Genomic DNA, 23,249 nt, shown 5'->3' with positions numbered 1-23,249 from the left:
AGGCTTTCAATTGCTTTAAATAACGTAAAAGTTATTTTTTTTGATGATATAAAAAATGTAAAACATGACCAACAATAATCCCAAGTCCTCCGATGGGAACCAAATAGGTTTCTTGATGTAAGGCAAAATCTAAAAGCATCCCATTAAATACCAAGAACAAGGAAAACAGCAATGTCATTTTGATATAAAATGGCCCTGTACCTTTCAAAATAGAAAAGATCAAAACAGCCGCTATCCCAAAAAAGAAAACATCAATCCATGGGTTATGCGTAATTCCTAAAGGCAATACCGATAGCAATGGAAATACAATGCAATGTACCAAACAGATACTAGCACTCGAAATTCCCAAAACGTCTTGAACAATCAAAGTTTGCTTCTTCATTTTTTTTGTATTTTTGTGAATGGCAAAGATAGCCTCTTTTTTATTTATTGCAACAATGTTGCGTTATTTAATTTTTTTATGAAAACTACCCGTAACACAGCGGCCAAAACAGCCATTGCTTCCCTTTTATCCGAATCAAAAGTAGCGCTATCACATATTGAAATACAACATCTGTTGAACGGTCTTTGTGATCGCGTCACTATTTATCGCGTTTTAGATCGCTTAGTTAACGAGGACAGTATTCACAAAATCGCAACTCCTGAAGGCACTGTGAAATATGCTAGTTGCCATCATACCCACACTCACGACAACCATCCGCATCAGCATAACCACGTGCACTTTCATTGTGAAAAATGCCAATCGGTAACTTGCTTAGATGCTGTCATTCCCCAATTTGAAATTCCTACAACCTATGTGGTGAAAGAAACTAATTTCACCGTAACCGGAATTTGTCCAAAATGCCAATAAGCTTCTTATTATTTAGACAAGTCTAAAAAAATATTTAAAGTGAACTTTTTTTGTATATATTTGGGTTTTAAAACACTATACAATTGAGTCATTCCTTAGAAGAAGTCAACCAATCGGTGACTACGCAAAATAAAAAATCAAAATTTAGAAAAATCCTTGCTTTTCTAGGCCCAGCTTATCTCGTAAGTGTAGGCTATATGGATCCAGGCAACTGGGCAACTGATATTGCTGGCGGAAGTCAATTTGGCTATTCACTATTGTGGGTATTACTGATGAGTAATCTTATGGCCTTGCTATTGCAAAGTTTAAGTGCTCGTTTAGGGATTGTCACCCAACGTGATTTGGCACAAGCCTCACGCGAAACCTATTCGCCTTTTGTGAATTACATTTTATATTTTTTGGCCGAAATTGCCATTGCTGCTTGTGATTTGGCCGAAGTACTCGGAATGGCGATTGGAATTAATTTACTCTTTGACATTCCGTTGATTGAAGGCGTTTTGATTACAGTTTTGGATACCTTTTTACTCCTGTTCTTAATCAACAAAGGCATCCGAAAAATGGAAGCTTTTATCATAGTTTTGGTAGCCATCATAGGATTTTCATTCGTCTTTGAAATGTTTTTTGCGCAACCCGAACTCGATAAAGTAGTTTTGGGATTGATTCCCTCTCTTCCTACTGAAGCGGCACTTTACATTGCCATTGGAATTATTGGAGCCACGGTAATGCCTCACAATTTGTACTTGCATTCGTCTTTGGTGCAAACCCGAAAATTTGATCGCAGTCCGAAAGGCATTCGACAAGCCTTAAAATACAACCTCATTGATTCAACGATTGCACTGAATTTGGCTTTTTTTGTAAATGCCGCTATTTTGATTTTGGCCGCCGCCACCTTCTACAAAAACGGGCTATTTGAAGTAGCCGAAATTCAAGATGCTCATAAATTTTTGGCACCAATTTTAGGCACTAAATGGGCTTCTATCCTATTTGCCGTGGCTTTGATTGCTGCGGGACAGAGTTCAACAATCACGGGAACTTTAGCGGGTCAAATCGTGATGGAAGGCTATTTGAATTTACGCATTCAGCCTTGGGTTCGCCGCATTATTACCAGAATAATAGCCATAGTTCCAGCAGTTATTGTAATCTTGATTTATGGCGAAAGTGTCACAGGAAAACTACTTATTTTCAGTCAAGTGATTTTGAGTTTACAATTGGGATTTGCCATTATTCCATTGATTCATTTTGTAAGCGATAAAAACAAAATGAATGGTTTTCATATCAACACGCTGACTAAAATAGCCGCTTGGACGATAGCTTTGATTATTGTTTCGCTCAACGCTAAATTGGTTTTTGACGAGATTCAAGGTTGGTTGTCAGAATCTCAAAACCCAATGGTGTTGTGGTTCACAGTAGTTCCTCTTGCTATCGGATTTTTGGTTTTACTGCTCTACATCGTGGTGCGACCCTTTTTATCGCAACGCAAAGTTCATATTCAAAATCATTCTCCTCATAATTTACAATTACAATTCAACGCCACTCAAGCGCAGCATCCAGAAAAAATTGCGATTGCCGTCGACTTTTCTTTTGCTGACGAAACGGCCCTGAATTATGCTTTTAATTTAGGAGGAAAAGAAGCCGAATATACTTTGATTCATGTGGTAGAAACCGTTGGGGCCATGATGTACGGCAAACAAACCGACGATCACGAAACCACGATCGATGAAAAGTTATTACTAGAATATAAAACCATGTTTCAAGAAAAAGGCTTTCAGATGAAAACCTTACTCGGTTTTGGAAAACCCAACAAAGTCATTCCGAAATTGGTCAACAAAGGTCACTTCGACCTGCTGATTATGGGTACGCACGGCCATACTGGATTTAAAGATTTACTATTGGGAACCACAATTGATCATTTACGCCACAAGATTTCGATTCCGCTAGTCTTGATTAACAATCCTAAAAAATAATACTAACACTTAAAAACCCTATCAGAGTTTTGAACTCTGATAGGGTTGATTAAATATTATATGATGACCCACTCCGAAGAAAATTACCTAAAAGCCATTTATCATTTGACGGTGCAGCTTGAAGCCGAAGTACCTACGAACGCCATTGCCGAAATGATGGAAACCAAAGCTTCTTCGGTAACTGATATGTTGAAGAAATTAGCGGATAAAGCACTAATCAATTACATCAAATACCAAGGGGTTTCTTTAACTGAAAAAGGAAGGCATTCTGCTAAAATGATTGTACGCAAACACCGTCTCTGGGAAGTATTTTTAGTTGAAAAATTGGCTTTTACTTGGGACGAAGTACACGACATCGCCGAGCAATTAGAACACATCAAATCCGAACAACTTATCAATAAACTCGATGATTTTTTGGGTAACCCAACCGAAGACCCTCACGGCGATCCCATTCCAGACGCACAAGGAAAAATCACTAAAACAGAAAAACTATTACTCTCAGAATTGGCCGAAAGCGAAACTGCTATTTGTGTGGGAGTAAAAGATTCCTCCGCCGATTTTCTGCAATACTTGAACAAACAAAAAATTGCTCTAGGAGCGGTTATCAAAGTATTGGGAAGAGAAAATTTTGATGCTTCCTTACATTTAATTATCAACGACACGCCACTTACCGTATCGTCAAAAATCGCTGGAAACTTGTACGTAAAGCGGATTTAACCACACCCACAATTCCCATCTCCACAGTTTTTTTTGGACTTCTTTTTCCAGAAAAACTTTCGAACAAGGAAACCAATGGCAATAGCCAATAAGGAAAAAGCTATGATTTCTTGTACCATATCTCTTTTATTTAAGTAATTGATACGCTACTAAAGCCACCGTATAAGCAAAAGCACTCATAAAAATGAGTTGCCCCAAAGGCCATCTCCAACTGTTGGTTTCTTTGCGAGTAACGGCGAGCGTGCTGACGCATTGCATAGCAAAAGCATAAAAAAGAAGTAAGGAAATCCCAGAGGCGAAATTGAAGACTTTTTCACCCGTCAAAGGATTGATTTCGGATTGCATTTTCTTCTTGATGGTATCTTCATTTTCTGAATCACCTACACTATAAATGGTCGCTAAGGTACCAACGAAAACCTCACGTGCGGCAAACGAACTGATAATCGCAATTCCCACTTTCCAGTCATAACCCAAAGGTTTCAAAACAGGCTCAATAGATTTACCCATCAATCCAATATAAGAATTCTCCAATTTTTGCGAAGCCACTTCGTTCTCCAAATCTGTTTCAGAAAGGGGTTGATTGATGTGTTTCTTTACTACAATTTGCTCTGCATTACTGAAGTTTTCACCTGGGCCATAGGAAGCCAAAAACCATAAAATAATAGAAATCGCTAAAATGATTTTTCCAGCGCCAAAGACAAAAGCTTTGGTTTTTTCGACTACATTAATGGCTACGTTTTTAAACAAAGGCAATTTGTAGTTGGGCATTTCCACAATGAAATAGGACTTCCCTTTAATCTTCAATATTTTATTTAAAACATAAGCCGAAAAAATTGCCATTCCAAAGCCCAACAAATACAATAACATTAGGGTTAATCCTTGCAAATTTAATATACCTAACACCCTTTGATCTGGAATCACCAATCCAATAATGATAGCGTATACTGGCAAACGCGCCGAACAAGTCGTAAACGGAGTCACTAAAATGGTTATTAAACGTTCTTTCCAATTTTCGATATTACGAGTCGCCATAATCGCAGGAATAGCACAAGCCGTTCCCGAAATCAAAGGCACGACACTCTTGCCCGACAACCCAAATTTACTCATAATTTTATCCATCAAAAACACCACACGACTCATGTATCCGCTTTCCTCAAGTATAGAAATGAACAAAAACAAAAAGGCAATCTGAGGAATAAAAATTAAAATACCGCCAATTCCTGGAATAATTCCTTGCGAAATCAAATTGGTCAACATTCCTGCAGGTAAGACTTCGGCAGACCAAGCGCTCAAACTAGCAAAGGAGCTGTCGATAAAATCCATTGGCACTTCTGACCACACAAAAATGGATTGAAAAATGCCAAAAAGAATACAGAAGAAAATCACATAGCCCCAGAATTTATGCGTCAACACACGATCCAATTGAGCTCTAAAATCCTTAGCAATAGATTGATCGATGGTCATTCCCACTTTCAACACATCATTGATGAATTGGTAGCGCTTAATGGTTTCTTTTTGCTGCAATCGTTTCAAATCCGAATGCGATTTGGTGAACGTGCTCTGAATTTCTTTTCGTTCTAAATTCAAAAAGTTCACATCTTGAGTAATCACCAACCATAACTTATACAGCAATTGATTTGGAAACGCCTTGCGAAGATTTTCAAAATATTCCGAATCAATAACAGAAGCATTCAAGCAAGGTTCATTAGAAATGGATTTATACGAAACGATTAAATTTTTCAATTCCTCAATTCCAAATCCTTTTCGGGAACTCACCAAAGCAATTTTGGTTTTTAGCTTTTCTTCTAAAAAAGGAATATCCAAACTGATGCCTTTGTATTCCATTCGATCGGCCATATTTATGACCAAAATAGTCGGTATTTCAAGGTCTTTGATTTGGGTAAAAAGCAACAAATTACGCTTTAAATTCTCTACTTCTGTCACCACTATGGCTACATCGGGATAGAGTTTATCGTTTTTGTTGAGCAGTAATTCAATCACCACATTTTCATCAATCGAGCTGGCATTCAAACTATAAGTGCCTGGTAAATCCAGAATATTGGCTTTGAAATTATAAGGCAACTTACAAAAACCTACCTTTTTTTCTACCGTAATTCCAGGATAATTCCCTACTTGTTGATTCAAACCCGTCAATTGATTAAAAACAGAGGTTTTCCCCACATTCGGGTTCCCTATCAAAGCGACATTGATGTTGTGATTGCTGGTCATTAGCTTTATTGGATTCGTTCCACTTCTATTTCCTGAGCCGTTGCTATTCGAATGGCAACGTGCGATCCGTTAATGTTTAGGTACAGCGGATCACCGAAGGGAGCGATTTGCAGCAACTCTACTTCATTACCAGGCAAACAGCCCATTTCGAGCAATTTTAATGGAATCGCATCAATATCAAAGTCTTTGATAATGGCTCTTTCCCCTTTTTTGAGTGAATGTATTGTTGTTGGCAAACCTTATTTAGATTGAATTAAGATTGCAAAAATACATATTATAATAGAAATTCAAATGATAATTATCACAATTGTAAAAGAAGTAGCCACGAATTCACGAAGTCTATCAATAAAACAATCAAAATAGAAATGAAATTTCACAAATAATACAGTTTTAAGTATTTGTGACTTGAAAAGGCATAGAAAAAAAACACAACTGAATTGGTGAAAATTCGTGTTCCCTTTTCTTTTACCAAATTAAATAAAAATTCGTGTTCATCTGTTTAAATCAGCGTCATCCGTGTTCTATTTCAGAACTGAAAATCACACTCATAACCACTGCTGAATTGGTGAAAATTAGTGGAAATTAGTGTTCCTTTTCACCAAACTTAAAAAAATCCGTTCCATTTCAGAACTGAAAATCACGCTCATAAACACAGCTGAATTCGTGAAAATTAGTGGAATTCGCGTTCCATTTTCGCCAAACTAATTAGCGCATAAAAAATTAATATCTTCTATCAATCGCGTCATATCTTCTTTTTTGGTTCCATCATAAAAACCACGAACGCGTCTTTTTTGGTCCACCAAAACAAAATTTTCGGTATGCACCATATCGTACAATTCTTCAGGTTTTCCCAACTTAACGGCCAAATACGATTTTCGAGCCATCGTATAAATTTCCTTTTTATCGCCTGTAACCAAGTTCCATTTGCTATCTATCACGCCGTGTTTTAGTGCGTATTCTTTTAAAACTGGCACACTGTCGGTCTCAGGAAAAACGGTGTGTGACAACAGCATTACTTTGGGATTATTTTTGATAGCCGCTTGCACTTCGGCCAAATTCTTGGTCATTTTGGGGCAAATAGAACCACAAGTCGTAAAGAAAAAATCGGCCACATACACTTTACCTTCGTAATCTTTTTGAGTAATCGTTTTCCCGTTTTGATTCACAAACGAAAAATCTGCAATCGTATGCGCCTTACTCACATATTGCACCGTACTGTCCACCAATTCAGGATTCACGTCGGCAGGATTGTAAATTGACAAAGTCTTTTGAGGCTTAAGCGCATTGTAAAACAAACCAATAGTAATCGCCGAAAACACCAATAAAACACCAAAAAATTTACGATACTTATAGAAGAAAGCTTTCATTTGTAGGTTTTTAAAATAAAATAGTAAGTCAACATTTGAATTTTTCGCAAAATTACAAAACAACGGTCTGCCTTGCACTACTCTTTTTAAAATAATTTGGGCGTGCCCCTTCGCCTCGTAGAAAAAACGAGGCTTCGGGTCGGGTCTCCGTTCCCGCTTTTTTTTATCCCGCAAAAAAACGGGATAAAAAAAGAGCTCCACTCCACCCCTCACGCAAAAAAAAATCACAAGACGTTAAACCTTTACTACACTATGAAGTCCAATAGGGTATTCTTGCCTTTAGCATAAAAATTTCAAGAGTCAAAATTCAAAAGAAGTCATTATTGTCATGCTAATTTTATATAAGCAAGAAAAAGGAATTTCATTGTGATGAATTCTCTTAATAATGTATTTTTTGTCGCAAAAAAAGCAATTTCGATGTAACTATTTTTTGCTTTTTGACACGAATGTATCGTAACTAATTCAAATTGTAATATGAATCCAAAACAATCCACAAGCTTATTTTTGGCTTTGCCTGCCGTACTAAGTTTTGGCTGGTGCCAAGCACAAAATACTCCTGCCGCCAAAGAGCCAGGAATCAACATCCAATATATGGATAAAACCATCAAACCTAGCGATGATTTTTTCCGATATGTAAACGGAACCTGGTTGAACACTACCGAAATCCCAAGCGACAAAACCCGTTGGGGAAGCTTTGATGAATTGCGACAACGCACCGATGCAGATGCTTTGGCGATTTTAAAAGAAGCTGCCAACAACCCAGCGTACAAATCGAATACCGACCAAGGTAAAGCCATCAATTTGTACAAAACAATGTTGGATACCGTAAGCCGAAACAAATTAGGTATTGCTCCCCTAAAGCCTTATTTGAAAAAAATCAACGCGGTTAACAATGCAAAAGACCTACAAGCTTTATTAATCGAAATGGAACCTACAGGAGGCATCGGTTTTTTTGGCGCTGGCGTTAGTGCTGACGCTAAAAACAGTAACGTAAACGTGATTTATTTAGGCCCAGGATCTGTAGGATTACCCGATCGTGATTACTACGTAGGCGAAGACAAAGATTCAAAAGAAAAAAGAGAGAAATATGTACTTCACGTGGCTAAAATGCTGCAATACTTAGGCGACAAACCTGAAGTAGCGAAAGCTAATGCGGAGAAAATTTTGGCTTTAGAAATCGAAATGTCTAAACCTCGTTTTGACCGTGTAGAAAGAAGAGACCGTCGTAAATCATACAACCCAATGACTGTTGCGGAAATACAAAAACTAACGCCATCTATCGATTGGACTACGTATTTCACTAAAATTGGTTTGCCTACGAATCAAACGATTATCGTGTCGCAACCAAAATATATGACGGCATTAGAAACGCTTTTTAAAGAAAATAAAGTAGACGACTGGAAAGCGTATATGCGTTGGTCTTTATTGAACAGAGCTTCAAGCCAATTATCGACAGAAATTGAAAAAGCTAACTTTGAATTTTATGGTAAAACCTTAACGGGTGCTGTAAAACAAAGACCTTTTGAAGAAAGAGCTTTACAAACCGTAACAGGATCTGTGGGTGAAGCTTTAGGAAAATTATACGTAGAGAAAAAATTCCCTGCCGAAGCTAAAGAAAAGGCAGCCAAAATGATTAAAAACATTTTCCGTGCTTACGAAAACCGCATCAACAACTTACCTTGGATGTCGGCTGAAACTAAAGTAAGTGCGATTGCCAAATTAAATAAACTAAGAGTTAAAATTGGTTATCCAGACAAATGGAAAGACTATTCCGCTTTGACCATCAAAAGTCCATCTGAAGGAGGAACATTTTTTGAGAACGTAAGAAACATTGCTATTTGGCGTAATAAAGAAAACTTTGCTGAATTGACAAAACCTGTAGACAAAGACCGTTGGGGTATGGCACCACAAACGGTGAATGCCTACTACAATCCATCGAACAACGAAATTGTATTCCCTGCGGCTATTTTACAACCACCTTTTTACAATTACCAAGCTGACGAAGCCGTAAATTATGGTGGAATTGGAGGCGTTATTGGTCACGAAATCTCTCACGGATTTGATGATTCAGGAGCGCGTTACAATGCCGACGGTAATTTAGTGGACTGGTGGACACCAGAAGATTTGAAAAAATTTGGTGCTTTAACCGGTGCTTTAGCAGCTCAATACAGCGCTTTGCAACCGCTTCCAGGAACTTTTGTAGATGGTAAATTTACTTTAGGTGAAAACATTGGAGATTTAGGAGGAGTAAATGCTGCTTACGATGGTTTGCAATTGTACTTAAAAGAAAACGGAAACCCAGGATTGATTGATGGGTACACACCAGAACAACGTTTCTTCATTTCTTGGTCTACCATTTGGCGTTCTAAAATGAGAGACGAAGCCTTGAAATCACAAGTAAAAACCGACCCACATTCTCCAGGTATGTACAGAGCCTATGTGCCTTTACAAAACGTAGATGCTTTCTATGATGCTTTCAACATTCAACCGAATGACGGTATGTATATCGCTCCAGATAAAAGAGTAAAAATCTGGTAAGACTTATTTTACCATAAATACTAAAAACCCATTCGCTGTTGTGAATGGGTTTTTTGTTTTTTGCCCGTGCTTTGCAAAACCTTACTCTTTTGCGTTTAATAAAAAAGTGTAAAATCAGGAGATCTAAGGGAAGGAACTTGCAGAGCTCGCAATTGCCTTAAGTATCAATAAAGGAAAAATCAAAGTGGAAAATTAAGTTATAGAAATAATTTACTTGTAAACAATCACACTTCAAATACCACAACAACAACACATTATGTACTAAATTTGTTTTAACTTTGTGGCACTAACCATTTATACAATAAAAAATGAACGTAGAAAAAGCAATCAATAAAGATTTGATTTTAAGAGAAAAATTGGCTTTACAAAGAACAATATTGGCAAATCAATCTACTTTTTTATCTTTCCTAAGAACATCAATGTATTTTCTTATTGCAGGTTTGAGTTTACGAAATTTACTCAAGATCGAACACAGTTTATATATTGAATTACTTCTCTTTACTGTTTCAATTATCATTTTAATTTTTGGTATTTATAATTTTTTAAAACACCAAAAATCCATAATTGATAGTGAAAAACATGTTGGCGACTACCAATTGAATTACTATTCAAAAAAGTAATTAAAACTGTTTAACGCTTTTCTTCATCTCCTGGGACTGATGATAACTAATAAAAATCTAGTGTAGCATATGCAACGAGATTAGCGAAGTTACAGCATTCTGAAAAAGATGTTGCTGTTTTATCAGTCATGACAACAACACGTTCTCGTTTAGCCCTGATGGGAGCGGCATCCTTGCTTGGCGGGGTTCGCCAAGCAAGATATAGCGTACAGCAGAACGACTATTGTGGTGTGCACAAAAATCATGCTTCTTAAAATTCCTTACATCATCTCCGCAAGTTGGGTGGCATATTCTCCGAAAAAATCTAAAATGAAAAATAAATTCCTACTGTTAAACTTAATATTTCTTATGCTTTTACATTCTTGCAAAGAACCAATTGTAAGTTTTGCAGAGCCACAACCAAAAGACATAAATGAACTAAATGCCTTTCCAAAAAAAATTATTGGAACATATTACAATACGGAAAACAGAACTGAATTAGTAATTTCTAAATATTCGATATTTAAGAAAATGATTGTAGAAGACACTTTGAAAATTAGTAAAATCAACAAAAATGAAATAATCAAAAATGACAGTTTATTCAATTTAGTAACTAAAGAAAAATATCGAATAAAAAGAATTAACGATACTTTATTCTCAAACTATATTCATCAAGACACAATTTTCGACTTAAACAAGAAAAATATTTTGAAAAAATTTAAAGGTTATTTTTTCTTAAACATTCATAATGAAAAAAGTGGATTTTGGTCTGTCGAAAAATTAAATTTAAGTAAAGGAGTATTGACAATTAACGGAATAGAAACTGAAAATGAATTAGATTTATTGCAGTCGATAACTGAAACAAAAAAAGATACTATAAAACCATTCACAGTAAAACCAACAAAAAAGCAGTTCAAAGAATTTATAAATAAAAATGGATTTACAAATGGCGATATATATCTTAAAAAATAAGAATACAATCGCCCAACAGTTACACGAGATTTGGGTTTTAGGTAAACTTTAAAGTTTGTTTTGTACCTCTGTGGTTATTGTTTTACCGAAAGTTTAAGGCACACTTTTTTCCAAACCTCGTGTTGCTGCGGGACGTTAAATCTCTTTATTGCTCATTTTCTGCCATTAATTCTCACAGAAAGCCGTTATTTTTTGCAAATGTTGTTCGGCTTGGTATTGATTAAAATTGTCCCATTTTGGAGGGAAATTTGTTTTCTGTCCACACATAGCATCCAAACAAACATTGTTGTCTTTGTAGGTATCGTGTAAAACGGCCAAGATTTTAAAGAAAAAATCCTCTAGCTTGATGATCGCATCAAACTCGGATTTTAGTGTGGTATAATTACTAGCTGTTGGATTTAAAATTTGTAACAAATCTAGCACTTCGTTCTTTTCGGCTTCGTTGATTTGAGTTAAATAACCATTTTTTAGGGTTTTAAACACCAAATTATTCCAAACCACGCTATCGTGTCCCCACTGAACATCTGGTAGATGTAAAGAGTGCTCACAAATTAGTATAATAGCAAAAAGCACATCGTTTAAATAGGCTTCGGGAAACTCATCAAAGCTTCTGAATTCAAAACCACTTTGGTACATTTTCTCCTGATTAAAATCGAGCCCTACTTCCGAAAGTAATTCATACTCCATAGTGGCTTCAATCTGGTCGCGCCACCAAATGTTGTCCTCTTTTTCAAAGCGTAGTAATTTTCTAAAATCGTCTACTTTGTAGGTTAGAATTTTACCTTTCGGCATGGCTTTATTGTACGTTCCAACGCCTATATAGCGAGACATGGCGTTGCGCATAGAGCCCAAGGTAAATTTTTGGTCCAAATTGTAGGTGTCACTTATGACTCCCATAATGTCGGGGCTTCCAAGAGTGGCTATAAAAAAGGGCTCAAACCATTGCAGCAAATAAATGGCATTGGCGTGTGTTGCCTCAAATTTTTCATAGTTGACAATTCGGCTATGTTCTGTTAATGACGGCAAGGTAATGTGGAAATGGTAGGTTCCGTTATTAAACAAAACTAGATTTTCTTGATTGGTCATGAACATATTGAGTCCGTTGTTGTACTCCGGAAAATTTAATTTGCCTTTGAGTACGCTGGATTCATTGATTTTATCGAGGAACAATTTTTTGGTCGCTTTCAGTTCTTTACACGAATCCGTAATGGTTCTATTTTCAAAATATTTGGTTACAAATTCGATAGAATCTCCATCAAAATGTACGGATCCCATTGTTTTGTTTCGTTGGGTGATCATACTTTGAATGTTGTAAGGTTGATCTTCAAGAAAAAGTTCCATGATGGATTGACCAAGATATTCTGGATTTTCGATCGGCTGAGGCTGCAATGCACCAACTTCTGTGGCAACAAGATTTGGTTTGTCTGCGGCTAGCGTTTTGTGTTGGTAATTTATATCGAGTTTTTCTAGCGAATGACTATTGATCATTCGGCTGACCACATAGTTTTTATTCGAACCAAACGCTTTTTTTAAAATTGGGGCTAAACTTTCAGGTTTATAGCATTTTCTGTAATCAATACTGTATTTTTCAAAACCAATTTTTTCCTGAATAAATGCACCAGATACGATTAAGGATTCTTCAAATTGCAGGTATGTTTCGTTTTCTAATCCTATTCCCCAATAAAATTTTCCGGCCTGGTTGTTGTTCATTAATGCTACTTCTATTTTTATGATTACTTTAACTTTTTGAGGTTTAGTTTTTTGTCTCTAAAAAAGTGTTTTGGAGTTGCATTTTAAATGAAAAAAAGAAGTTACCGAAGAGGACATTGTAAAAAATAAATTACAATAACTTCCTTTATAACAACAATTTAAAAGAACAAATTACCCAATGACGCGTTTTGAAAACGTTACTTTTCCCAAGCTGCAAAACTAGCCTATTGTTTTGTCATTTCATAGGGGTCACCCCCTTGGTAATCATAAATTTTTTAAGTTTTTATACAAAAACAAGCAATTTTCATGTTTACTCGTGATAGTAAAGCACATACGAGGAATATAACGCATTATTCCACCAGTCTTTTCTGATTAAAGAAAAATAGTTGTAATTTAACTTTCCTGCTTGCGATTGCAAAGGATATAGCACTTTGCCATTTTCACGGTATGCTTTGTGGGAAGTTGTTTCGGGCACCACCGGAACGATATGTCCTGATAGTCCTTTTTGTTTTCTTTTGGCACAAATGATCCCAACACCACCGTTAGCATTGACTTTATTTTGAAGTGCATCTACGGAATCCATTTTTTCCCATCCAAAATGTGATCCCCATTGCGAAAACCAATCGTGAATGGCGCTGGAGTAAATACGTTCTACCGTTTTTTCAAAAACAGCTTCTACTTTCTGTCCTTGTTTTATTTTTTCTAAAGCTTCATCTGTCCACCAAACCGTTGGGAGGTATACTTTACTGAAATTGCAAAAGTCATAGGCGTACACATTACAATAGGTATCTTCTACTGTTCTTTGATATCGTGCATTGTTGACTACATCTAGTTTATCTATAATTAGGGAAATACTTTCCTTTTTGCTGGCAACATTTGAGACATCTCTAAACGGAATACTATCATCCATGATTGGATGTTGCTTCATTTCGATGGTGTCTAAGCGAGATTGAGGATGAGGAAATAAATCAGCCTTATCCATTTGAATTATTGGTGTTGAATTTTCACAAAGCGACGCTAATGCTGCTGTTACAGATTTGTTTTCCATCTTGTCTTCTTAAAATTGATTGGCTTACTACCTCAAGAATTGATTTGATTGTACAACGTAGTATTTTAAACCAAAAAGTAAACATAAGAATTTTAAATTTCACTACCTGTAATGAAATAGACAAATAATAGAAAAATGGTAATGATTACCCACTAGGCAAAACTTAAGCTAACACCAAAGGGAATAAAATCATTTACCGCTTAACAATACTAACCGCAGTTCCAGTTACGGTAACAGCAATTAAGTACTCACTGCTTTTTACTTCAATATCCACAAGTATTCCTACTACAGCATTCGCGTTCATTTTTTCAGCATTTTGCCTAAGTTGTTCCAACGCCTGCTCTTTTACCTCTGCAATACTCTGACTTACTCCATCGTAATATTTTTGCATATTAAAAGTCATAGTCATTTTTTGGACATTTACGGCAGTTCCTGAGACAATACCCTTGTACTCCATAATTTTATAATCTTCTACAGAATTTGTGGTTGTTAAAAGCATCTTTTTATATTTAAAATTTAGTTACTCTGTTTGAGTACAGAATTACTATTTCGTTACAAGATGAGATGTAATAAATTGGTTTTAATTGTTGGAATTGAAATAAGCATTGATTACAAACAATTAATCTGGCATTAGGCATTCCCAAGAAGACCTACAAGGTTTTGAAAACCTTGCAGGAAAACAATTCAAAAAAATACACTCAATTAAAAAGTGATTTTTACCCCAATTTGGTTAGCGCTTGCTACTAATGTTGTGGTCGGTTGCGTTTCATAAGTACTCGCCGTACCATTGTTGTGTAAGCCCAATGCTTTTTTGATTCTTTTTGGATAACCAATTTTAATAGGGATTGAAGCTACAATCATCGCACCGCCAATGATAGCCGCAGTTAAATTAGAACGTTCAGATTTAATGTTTGGCGAATAATCCCCAGGATTATAAGTCGAAGTAGTGTTATCAGTAGTCATTGCAGTTGCAAGATTAACTGTTACCAATCCTAAACCACCATAAAACAAAACATTTCCCCATGTTTTTTTATTGCGCCCAGCGTTGTATTCTGATAAAGCTTCATTGTTTTTGGCTAGTAATTGTCTAACCTCATCAGAAGTTAATTTTTTGTTTTCAGAAGTAAATACGGTACCACCACTACCATAGTTAAGTTGTTGTGACATTCCAGCAATCGAAATCATCAAGAAGGCTAAAAGCATTGTTCTTTTCATAAATTATTGAATTACAATACAGTAATTAATTGTTTTTTTTAAGTTATATCCTCTTAAATTAACATTTGGTATTGGATTAAAAACACTTTCTAAAAGTAGGAATTATAAGTGAATATGTAAATAAATAAAAGAAGAAAAACTGTACAATTTTGTACCAATTCACCTAAATTAAATTCTTGAAAACTATCCTGCTAGGTATTTTTTTGACCTTATAGGAAAACAACTGGGAAATCATTTAAAAAAGAAGTTTACCATTAGTACTCCTCAGCTGATGAAAACCAAACGCTCTAGCCTAGCCCAGATGGGAGCGGCATCCTTGCTTGGCGGGGTTCGCCGAGCAAGATATAGCGTACAGCGGGACGACTCGTGTGGTGGGCAGGTATCGGGTGCTCCTCATGAAGAGACTATCTTTTAACGTTACCTTCTCCTAACAAAAAACCCACTCGCAGGGAATGGGTTTTGTGGGATTATTTTAAAAGATACTCTTGCATAAATCGGATGACGGCTAGTCTTTGGTAATCGACGTTGGCTTTTTTCTTGAAGCCGTGACCTTCGTCTTTGGCCTCGAGGTACCAAACCGTGTTGTCTTGTGCTTTGAGTTTGTCGCGCATTTGAAGGGCTTCGGTCACGGGAACGCGAGGGTCGTTGGTGCCCTGAATGATGAATAACGGTTTTTTGATTTTATCGGTATTGTTTAAAGGCGCCATTTTATCAAAAAAAGCGGCCATTTCTGGGATGCGTTCATCGCCATATTCTACTCTTCGGAGGTCGCGACGGTATTCCTCGGTGTTTTTGAGGAAGGTATTGAAGTTGGAAATCCCCACAATATCTACCGAGCATCGGATTTTGTCGGCATAGTGAAAGGCCGTGGCCAAGGTCATATAACCGCCATAACTTCCGCCCATAATCATAATGCGGTCTTTGTCGAGTTCGGGTTGTTGGGCAATCCAATCCAAAAGCGCCCCGATGTCTTTTACAGAATCCTCGCGTAACATTCCGTTGTCTTTGGCCAAATAGGTTTTACCAAAACCCGCAGAACCTCGCACGTTCGGGAAAATCATCGCCACGCCCATTTCGTTGGTGTAAAAATTGCTTGCGCCCAAGAAAGATGCTTGCGATTGTGCTTCTGGCCCACCGTGAATCTGAATCAGCACAGGTCTTTTTCCGGTGAATTTTGAAGCCGCTGGATAATAAAATCCTGAAATACCCAAGCCATCAAAACTTTTCCATTCGATAAACTTTGGCAACGCCATATCAGACGCTTGCATTTCGCCCAATTCGCTTGCGGTCCATTGCTCGATTTTGCCATTTTTTAGTGAAAGACGGTATACATCCGAAGCCGTTTGAGCTGTCGATTGCGTAAAGAACAAGCTTTGATTGTCCTTAGTAAACTCCGCTCCGCCAATCAATCCGGTTGGAATATTTTTGACTTCGCTATAGGATTGGTCTTTGGTAGTCATCAAATACATTTTGTTGCGACCCGCTTCATTGGTGATAAACACCAGTTGTTTTTTGTCTTCCGAAAAAGAAAAACTTTCTACATTCCAATTGATTTTGGAGGTCAAATAGTTCACTTTTTTGGTCTTCACATCCAAAACAGCCAAACGCTCAAATTCGTTGTCTTTATCGGTTAAAAACCAAATTTCGTTGGTCGAATTTCCAAATTTGGCACCACCTTGAATCACGCCTTTGCTGGCTCTGTCGGTTACTTCGGATAATTTGCCAGAAGCGACATCCAAAGACCAAATATGAGATTCATTGGCCGAAATGTATTCGCCAATCAACAGTTGTGAATTGTCTTTAGAAATATCCAAAATACCCCAACCGCCACCTTTTACTTGCAGCACCATTTTGGCTGCTGAAGGATTTTTGGGGTCCATATAATAAATATCACGGTCTCCGCCGTTGCGCTTGGTTGAGGAGAAATAAAACCCTTTTCCATCGGCTCTCCAAGTAATGCCTCCGTTTTGTGAACGGCCGCCATCGGTCAATAAAGTCGATTGCAGGGTTTTGAGGTCTAATTGGTACAATTGCCCAAACTCATTACCGCCCACATCTTTGGAATAAATCAGATACTCGCCTTTGGTAGGTTCGTAGCTCACGCCACTAACAGGTTCGTCGAAAAAAGTGATTTGGGTTCTCGCCCCCAAAGGTTGCACCACGCGATGCAATTGTGCTGTAGAACCAAAACGAGTCGTAATGATAATATCGTTTTTTACGGGATGAATTTCTGCCAAAGAGGCGCCACGAGCCTCGGAGTATTTTTTTACCTGAACGGCCAACTCTTTGGGAATGGCAGCAATGTTCTCGGTAATCAAATTTTCGTTAGGCAAAATACCTGTGTTTTTTTGCTGTGCTTGCACTAAAGTCAAGCCTAGAAACGTCGGAATTAAAATAAATGCATTGAACTTCATATTATTTTAGTTTTGGATTAGTATTCGTTTTCGATGGCGTTGCATAGCAAAATTAATAATATACAAACCAGTTAAAGTAACCGTACCGCCAATAATGATGGCCGCGGTGAGAATTTCGTCAAACAAAAAAGCCCCTAAAAGCACCGCCACAATAGGATTGATATAAGCATAGACGCTGCTCAATTCGGTGGGTAAATGTTGTAAGGCATAAATGAAAGCAATAAAAGTCAACACCGAACCAATACCTACCAAATACGCAATGGCCCACCAAGAAGCAGCAGGAATTTGCGTCAGCGGAATATTCGTGCCAGTAGCTCCAGTGAAAGCAAAAAGACATACGCTAGAAATCAACATTTGTAATCCTAAACTAAAATAGGGATTAAAACTAGCGGCTTTTTTCTTGGTGTACAAGGTACCAAAAGCCCAAGTAATGGTGGCTGCCACAGAAAGTACAATCCCAAATTGAAAATCGGGTCGGATGAAATCGGCCAAATGTTCATAGAAAATAACGCATACGCCCGCAAAGGCAATGACAATTCCAAAAACAGCCAATCGGGTGATGCGTTCTCCATTGAAAAAGCTAATCATCGCAATCCAAATGGGCACCATTGCGCCAATAATCGCACCCAAACCACTCGGAATGAATTTCACACCCCACGTACTTAGTCCGTTGCTCAGCGCAAAATTAAGCATACTCAAAATCAAAATGGATTTCCATTGTTTGCCTTTGGGCCAAGGTGTTTTTTTAACTAAAAAGAAGCCCACATACAAAGCACCACCCAAAAACTGACGAATGGCGGCCAACTGAAGTGCTGGCATATGTTTTACGCCTTCTTTGGAGGCCAACCAAGTCGTGCCCCAAGCGATACTCACCCAAGCTAAGGCCAACATAGGCAATCCCAAGGTAGTAAGTGGAGCTGTTACTGCATTTTTAATTTTTGTTCTCAAAAGATTACGGAGTTTCTACAAAAGTATAGTTTAAAATCGATTGTAGTTTATCACTACTAATCCTTTTTCCGGTTCCCAAAGAAGTTGGGTCAAAGGTAGGTGCTGCCAACTGCCATTCGCGAGCTTTTTGTTGATAATAGTTTTCGCGAGTGGGATGATACGGCGACACGGCATTGAAGGTTTCGTTCCAACAATCAAATGCTATAATTTTTTGAATGATTCCGATACAATCCGTTTGGTGAATGAAATTAATAGGCGCTTTGGCATTGGGTAAATTTTCTTTGCCTGCCAAAAACCGAACCGGATTGCGGTCGGGTCCTACGAGTCCCCCAAAACGAAGGATTGTGGTTTGAAAATGTGTATTCTTTTGCAACAAGTCTTCTACGATGACCAATTGACGTCCACCTTCACTATCGGGGTTCAAAGGTGTCGTTTCGGTAACCAAATCATTATCTTCACCGTAGACCGAAGTTGAGCTTACAAACAGTACTTTTTGAACATCGGACTGTTCGATAAACGGAATCAAGGTTTGCATTTTACCCACAAAATCCTCGCTATTGTTGCTTCTCAATTTGGGTGGAATATCTATAATCAAAATTTCGCTGCCTTCTAGAAACGAGGTGCTATCGCCTTCAATGGCGTTAGGTTGCAATGCCATCAAAAACGGAAATACGCCTAGCGTTTCTAAATCGCCTAGTTTTGAAGCAGAGGTTGTCGAACCTTTCACCGAAAAACCATTATTTAATAAGGCTTTCGCCAAAGGCAAACCGAGCCAACCGCAACCAAGAATACTAATTTGTGTCATTATAGCCATTTTAATTTCAGGAGCAACAAAAATAAGTAATAAACCTTCTATTGATGCAAAGGACACCTCAGATAAAAACATAAAAAAACGCTACTCCTAGCCGTATATAGTTTTGCAAGAGTAGCGTTTGTAATTGTAAAAATATATTTTGCCCATTTATCCTTTTTAAAAACTGTTTTTCCCTCTTTAATGGATTCCAATATTTGAATTTTATTTATATCCAATGATTTTATTTTTAATGGATTTTTATCCAATATCACAAAATCCGCCAATTTCCCTGCCGTTAAGGTTCCTTTTGTTTTTTCTTCAAAATATTGAATAGCAGCCCATTCGGTCAAGGTTTTTAGCCCTTCATACGGTGTAACTCTTTGATCTGGTCCTAAAATTTTCCCAGTTCTAGTTACACGGTTTACCGTTGCATCTAACACTCGCATTGAATTCGGGAAGGTTACCGGTGCGTCGTGATGCGAAGTAGTGATAAGTCCTGCATCAATAGCATCTCTCATTGGCGAAATATAATCGGCTCTTGGGTGTCCTAACACCGATTCGGCGTGCCAATCTCCCCAATAAAAGGTGTGCATTGGGAATAAGGATGGGATTACTTTTTGGCGAACCAATGCTGGAATTTGATCTTTACGCAAAGTTTGACCGTGGATTAGTACCGTTCTGTGATCGTCATAATTGTATTTTTTTTCAGCCAAATCAATCGCTTTTAAATATTGATCAATCGCTGCATCACCATTGGTATGACACAACAGTTGCCATTTGTTTTTAAAAGCAAGTGCTACATAATCATTGGCCTGTTGATTGGTCATTACGCCTTGTCCTCTATAGCTTGCTTTTTCACCTGCAGGCGGAACATGGTAAGGATGCGAAAGCCAAGCCGTTTTACCTTGTGGCGAACCGTCTAGCGTTAATTTTACACCACCAATTCGGTACTTGTTTTGATATTGATGAGCGGTGCTGTAATACGGGCTTTTCATAATTTCTTCAACACCCAAAGCCACATCAGGATAAGAAACTATATCCAAATAAAATTGCTTGCTTTTTGCACCAGCCTCCAACTGCGCCACTTGCTCAAGCGTAGCTCTACCTTCTTGCGCAGTCAAATAACCATTTTTAGCATACTCCAACAAGGCTTTATCAATAAACATAGTATTGGCTTCTGCATCTCCTTTCCCTAAAATTGGAAATAATACAGAGAAAAAAGCCCCTTCTTCTAGTACGCCATTGGGTGTACCATCAGCAGCTCTACGATATTTTCCACCAGCAGGATCTTTGGTGCTCTTGTTGATGCCCAGCATTTTCATCGCAAAGGAGTTCAGCACCCCTAAATGTCCTGACTGATGAATAATCAAAACCGGTTGGGTCGTACTGACTTTATCCAAATCAGTAGCTTTTGGATGATCTCCTTCTTTCAACTGAGAATCATCGTAACCGTTACCTAAAATCCAACCAAATTTTTTAATCATTGTTGTACCATCTGCGGTGTTTTTATAGTCGTTCAAAGTATTAACAATAGAATTAAAATCTGCACCTGGACCATCAGGTGGTGGCAAAATATTGGCAACTGCCGCAGTAAAACCCACATTGATAAAATGACTGTGCGCATCTAAGAAAGCCGGTAACATCGTTTTTCCTTTCAAGTCCCCCATCGTATGACCTTCGCCGGCTTGTTTCATGGCTTCGGCTTCCGTCCCTACAAATAGTATTTTGCCATCCTTTACTACTACTGCTTCTGCGTAAGTAGGTTGCTTTCCTTCCATAGTGATGATATCACCATTGTAATACACTACTGCAGCACTTGAATCCGCTGGCACAGCATCACTTTTTCCTTCATTTTTGCAACCTAGCAAAAGCATCGCTATAGCAAAAAAACTTACAATTTACTTTTTCATAAACTAAATATTTATTGTTCTTATTAAAACTAGGATTTACCTTCTACTAATTCTGGACACTTCCAAGTGCCATTAAATGGTTCCTTATCTTCTATTTAAAATTAAATGTTTATTATGCCGCCTAGATCTTCTTTAAAAGAATTCATTCAACCCCAAATAAATGCCAGACGAAGTATATTTTCCAACGGCATAATCCAAGCAAAGCGTAGTTCTTGATTTTGGATTTACCATGAAGCGAAGGCCTGCGCCACCCGCTGGGTCAATGTTATCAAACAATTTTATACCGGCATCTTTGTTGGTTGCTGTAGTGATGTTTCCGAAAATGGCGATCCCCCATTGGTCAGGATTTTTTTCGGTACCAAATAGTTTTTTTCTAAACTCAATTTCTGAATAAAACAATCCTTGTCCTCTTATTCGACCTTGAGTATAGCCTCGGCCAGAGCTGCTGTATTGATCGTAACCAATACCTGGTAAATTCATAAAAGGTAGACTACCAGAAGTTTGAAAACTTCCATAGGTCCAAATAGCAAGCATATTTCTATGGTCTTTCGTTAGGTCAAAATAATCTCTGTATTCCAACCATAACGAAGTGGAATTTTTATCACTGCCTAAAAAAGTAGGATTCACTCTAAAGGTTAATTGTGCATATCTTCCTTTGTACGTCGAATTGATATTGTCACGTGTATCATAAATACCATTCAATGAAATTCCAGAAAGTGTATTTTTATCATTCGAGAAACCATATTTTTCATTGTAGGCATAAAAGCTTGTGATTACTGGAGGTGTAGCAGATAAATCTAAAAGATTGTCTTTAAACTTACTTAAAATATCCAGATGATACCCTATACCAACATAGGTTCCATTTGCTATTTTTTTAGTTAAAGTTTGATAGGCTCTAAACCATTTGAACTCCAACATTTGCACATCATCTATTGGCGCTGAAAAAGCACCTTGGTTGTCGTACTCAAACCCATTGGATGCTACTTTATTGGAAGAAGGACCAGAACCTAAACCAAAAGAACCCTGTGAACTATTCAAATACCGCCAATCCAAATCCAATTTAAAATTATTGTCTTCAGAGAATGCAGTAGCTTTTGCCGTTATCAAGGTTTGACCTTTGGAAGTTAACGTTAGCCCCGCAAATAAAGAGGAAATATTGGTTGTTGGTGGGTCTCCCATATACCAACTAGTGGAAGTAGCCACACCATACATAAATCCAAACGAAGGATTGGAACTAAGTACTGGCAGCGGAGTGAAATAAACGGACCCTTTTTTGGGTGGTGCTTCTTTTTTGGCTTTTCTTTTTTCTTTTTTGGTTAATTCTTGGGCCTGCCCCGCAGAAAAAAACAATAAAAGAACCATTATAAAACTAAAGTTGGTTTTCATTATTTTAAATTTAAGTTAATTACTTTTTTGGTTGGTATTCAGTCTTCTATTTGAAGTCCTATGTTAGATTTCTATTTTTACTTTACTTTTTTTAACTGTACCTGACCCTCCCATTTTTTATCGACTAACACGAGTAAAAAAGGACGGCTCGTATAGGATTGCTTATCGCCTACCACTACTTTATATTCAAAAACTAGCGAATGATTTGCGTCTTTTTTAAGAGCGACGGGCTGAATGGTTGTGGCATTATCCGTTTTCGGAAGTACTATCGCAATGGCGAATTCTTTGGTAAAATCGACCGCTGTGGGTTTGCCGTTGTTGCCCATTGTAGTAGCTGCGCCAAAATAGGAATTGAAGGCTGCTTCGGTTTCAATTTTGGGATTTTCGATAGCTTCAACGGTGTTTTTTACAAAATAATTTTGAGCTATAGTGTAGGGAATCGTATCCTGTATCATGGTCGTTTTTATTTCTACTAGTGGCGTCTTAGTATCATCGATTTTTTTACTCTGACACCCAATGAAAAAAATAGAAACCCCTATTGCAATTGCAATCCGCTTTACATTCATGGCATTACCAATTTAGTTTGGCT

Annotated in this window: 21 protein-coding genes; 6 read left to right on the top strand and 15 right to left on the bottom strand. The window is 37.5% G+C overall.

Translation table 11 applies throughout. From position 1 onward, the window contains the following. Positions 1 to 31: 31 nt before the first annotated feature. Entirely contained in the window at positions 32 to 382 is a 351-nt protein-coding gene (locus tag AO58_RS0105355; RefSeq protein ID WP_024980718.1) for a MerC domain-containing protein, read from the bottom strand. Between the two features lie 78 nt (positions 383 to 460). Between AO58_RS0105355 and AO58_RS0105350 the strand changes: the two genes are divergently transcribed. The 3 genes from AO58_RS0105350 (at position 461) to AO58_RS0105340 (ending at position 3,531) form a co-directional block, all read left to right on the top strand. Continuing rightward, entirely contained in the window at positions 461 to 850 is a 390-nt protein-coding gene (locus tag AO58_RS0105350; RefSeq protein WP_024980717.1) for a Fur family transcriptional regulator, read from the top strand. Between the two features lie 83 nt (positions 851 to 933). Continuing rightward, a complete protein-coding gene (locus tag AO58_RS0105345) occupies positions 934 to 2,814 on the top strand; it encodes an Nramp family divalent metal transporter (protein ID WP_024980716.1) in 1,881 nt (626 codons plus the stop codon). A 63-nt stretch (positions 2,815 to 2,877) separates the two neighbouring features. Further along, positions 2,878 to 3,531, top strand: a complete 654-nt coding sequence (locus tag AO58_RS0105340; RefSeq protein ID WP_024980715.1) for a metal-dependent transcriptional regulator — start codon at positions 2,878 to 2,880, stop codon at positions 3,529 to 3,531. Here the strand turns inward: AO58_RS0105340 and AO58_RS17730 are convergent. The 4 genes from AO58_RS17730 to AO58_RS0105320 all read right to left on the bottom strand — a co-directional run bounded on the left by AO58_RS17730 (position 3,528) and on the right by AO58_RS0105320 (position 7,127). Then, positions 3,528 to 3,650, bottom strand: a complete 123-nt coding sequence (locus AO58_RS17730) for a FeoB-associated Cys-rich membrane protein (protein WP_074917517.1) — start codon at positions 3,648 to 3,650, stop codon at positions 3,528 to 3,530. The two genes, AO58_RS0105340 and AO58_RS17730, sit on opposite strands and share 4 nt — an antisense overlap. A gap of 7 nt (positions 3,651 to 3,657) precedes the next feature. Then, positions 3,658 to 5,760, bottom strand: a complete 2,103-nt coding sequence (gene feoB / locus AO58_RS0105330; protein WP_024980714.1) for a ferrous iron transport protein B — start codon at positions 5,758 to 5,760, stop codon at positions 3,658 to 3,660. Between the two features lie 5 nt (positions 5,761 to 5,765). Next, positions 5,766 to 5,996, bottom strand: coding sequence for a FeoA family protein (locus AO58_RS0105325; RefSeq protein WP_024980713.1), 231 nt, complete (start codon positions 5,994 to 5,996; stop codon positions 5,766 to 5,768). A 465-nt stretch (positions 5,997 to 6,461) separates the two neighbouring features. Then, entirely contained in the window at positions 6,462 to 7,127 is a 666-nt protein-coding gene (locus AO58_RS0105320; RefSeq protein ID WP_024980712.1) for an SCO family protein, read from the bottom strand. A 474-nt stretch (positions 7,128 to 7,601) separates the two neighbouring features. Here AO58_RS0105320 and AO58_RS0105315 point away from each other — a divergent pair, with 474 nt between their 5' ends. From AO58_RS0105315 to AO58_RS0105305, 3 genes are all read left to right on the top strand, one after another. Beyond that, complete coding sequence (locus tag AO58_RS0105315; protein ID WP_024980711.1) at positions 7,602 to 9,665, top strand: M13 family metallopeptidase; 2,064 nt, start codon at positions 7,602 to 7,604, stop codon at positions 9,663 to 9,665. Between the two features lie 308 nt (positions 9,666 to 9,973). Continuing rightward, entirely contained in the window at positions 9,974 to 10,285 is a 312-nt protein-coding gene (locus AO58_RS0105310; RefSeq protein ID WP_024980710.1) for a DUF202 domain-containing protein, read from the top strand. 309 nt (positions 10,286 to 10,594) lie between these two features. Next, positions 10,595 to 11,236, top strand: a complete 642-nt coding sequence (locus AO58_RS0105305) for a hypothetical protein (protein WP_139225520.1) — start codon at positions 10,595 to 10,597, stop codon at positions 11,234 to 11,236. Between the two features lie 165 nt (positions 11,237 to 11,401). Here the strand turns inward: AO58_RS0105305 and AO58_RS0105300 are convergent, their stop codons facing one another. The 10 genes from AO58_RS0105300 to AO58_RS16960 all read right to left on the bottom strand — a co-directional run bounded on the left by AO58_RS0105300 (position 11,402) and on the right by AO58_RS16960 (position 23,226). After that, on the bottom strand, positions 11,402 to 12,946 hold the full coding sequence (locus tag AO58_RS0105300; protein WP_024980708.1) for a hypothetical protein: 1,545 nt from the start codon (positions 12,944 to 12,946) through the stop codon (positions 11,402 to 11,404). Positions 12,947 to 13,256: 310 nt separating this feature from the next. Continuing rightward, complete coding sequence (locus AO58_RS0105295) at positions 13,257 to 13,994, bottom strand: hypothetical protein (RefSeq protein WP_024980707.1); 738 nt, start codon at positions 13,992 to 13,994, stop codon at positions 13,257 to 13,259. Positions 13,995 to 14,187: 193 nt separating this feature from the next. Continuing rightward, a complete protein-coding gene (locus AO58_RS0105290) occupies positions 14,188 to 14,493 on the bottom strand; it encodes a YbjQ family protein (protein WP_024980706.1) in 306 nt (101 codons plus the stop codon). A 203-nt stretch (positions 14,494 to 14,696) separates the two neighbouring features. Then, positions 14,697 to 15,209 (bottom strand): hypothetical protein, encoded by a 513-nt coding sequence (locus tag AO58_RS0105285; protein WP_024980705.1) that lies wholly within the window; start codon positions 15,207 to 15,209, stop codon positions 14,697 to 14,699. A 467-nt stretch (positions 15,210 to 15,676) separates the two neighbouring features. Next, a complete protein-coding gene (locus AO58_RS0105280) occupies positions 15,677 to 17,623 on the bottom strand; it encodes a S9 family peptidase (protein WP_024980704.1) in 1,947 nt (648 codons plus the stop codon). Positions 17,624 to 17,629: 6 nt separating this feature from the next. Then, positions 17,630 to 18,571 (bottom strand): DMT family transporter, encoded by a 942-nt coding sequence (locus AO58_RS0105275; protein ID WP_024980703.1) that lies wholly within the window; start codon positions 18,569 to 18,571, stop codon positions 17,630 to 17,632. A gap of 4 nt (positions 18,572 to 18,575) precedes the next feature. Further along, positions 18,576 to 19,376, bottom strand: a complete 801-nt coding sequence (locus AO58_RS0105270) for an SDR family oxidoreductase (protein WP_024980702.1) — start codon at positions 19,374 to 19,376, stop codon at positions 18,576 to 18,578. 47 nt (positions 19,377 to 19,423) lie between these two features. Further along, positions 19,424 to 21,238, bottom strand: a complete 1,815-nt coding sequence (locus AO58_RS0105265; RefSeq protein ID WP_024980701.1) for an amidohydrolase — start codon at positions 21,236 to 21,238, stop codon at positions 19,424 to 19,426. Positions 21,239 to 21,406: 168 nt separating this feature from the next. Next, a complete protein-coding gene (locus AO58_RS0105260) occupies positions 21,407 to 22,660 on the bottom strand; it encodes a BamA/TamA family outer membrane protein (RefSeq protein ID WP_024980700.1) in 1,254 nt (417 codons plus the stop codon). Positions 22,661 to 22,737: 77 nt separating this feature from the next. Further along, positions 22,738 to 23,226: a hypothetical protein gene (locus tag AO58_RS16960; protein WP_024980699.1), complete on the bottom strand. Its 489-nt coding sequence runs from the start codon at positions 23,224 to 23,226 to the stop codon at positions 22,738 to 22,740. Positions 23,227 to 23,249 lie beyond the last annotated feature (23 nt).

This window comes from Flavobacterium succinicans LMG 10402, assembly GCF_000611675.1.
Classification (GTDB): domain Bacteria; phylum Bacteroidota; class Bacteroidia; order Flavobacteriales; family Flavobacteriaceae; genus Flavobacterium; species Flavobacterium succinicans.
This window is presented reverse-complemented; position numbering and strand designations above follow the sequence as displayed.